This is a genomic window from Mesorhizobium sp. M0664 (assembly GCF_040320565.1).
Classification (GTDB): Bacteria; Pseudomonadota; Alphaproteobacteria; order Rhizobiales; family Rhizobiaceae; genus Mesorhizobium.
In genome coordinates, this window is record NZ_JAMYPW010000122.1 from 1 (window position 1) to 676 (window position 676).

A 676-nucleotide genomic window follows, 5' to 3' on the forward strand; every position below is an offset into this window, starting at 1 on the left:
GACAAGCACAGGACAAGTGAAAGATGACCAACGATACCATCGGGATCGACATATCGAAAGACCATCTCGACGCCCACAGGCTGAGCGACGGCGCGAGCCGGCGTTTTGCCAACGACAGCCGCGGCCACAAGGCGTTCATGAGCTGGTTGAGCCCGAGCCGGTTGGACCCGCCCGGCGTACGCATCGTCTATGAGCCGACAGGTCCATATCACCGGGCCTTTGAGCGGAAGCTGGCGGCGGCTGGCCTTGCGCTGGTCAAGGTCAACCCACGCCAAGCCCGGCGCTTCGCCGAGGCCACCGGCAGGATCGCCAAGACCGACCGGCTGGACGCCGCCATGCTGGCGCGCATGGGCGCTCTTCTCGACCTCGAAGCACGACCGGTGCGCAGCCCCATCCTCAATGACCTCAAGGACCTGCACATGGCGCGCGAGGCGCTGGTGAAGAACCGGACGGCGGCGAGGAACAGGGCCAAGGCGCTAACCCTTCCCATCCTCAAGCGCCACAATGCCCAGCAGCTCAGGCAGATCGAACGTCAAATGGCTGCTGTCGAAAAGGAGATCACGGCGCTCATCCAGTCCGATCCCGATCTCTCCCGTCGCTTCGCTATCCTCGTCTCGATCCCGGGCGTCTCGGCAATCACCGCCTTCGCGCTTCTCATCGAAATGCCCGAACTCGG

The 676-nt window shown here is 63.9% G+C and carries 1 protein-coding gene; it reads left to right on the forward strand.

Features of this window, described 5'->3' with window-relative positions; genetic code table 11:
- Positions 1-23 precede the first annotated feature (23 nt).
- Positions 24-676, forward strand: a 653-nt coding sequence (locus NKI39_RS34240; RefSeq protein WP_352837587.1) for an IS110 family transposase, incomplete at its 3' end; no start/stop codon positions are given.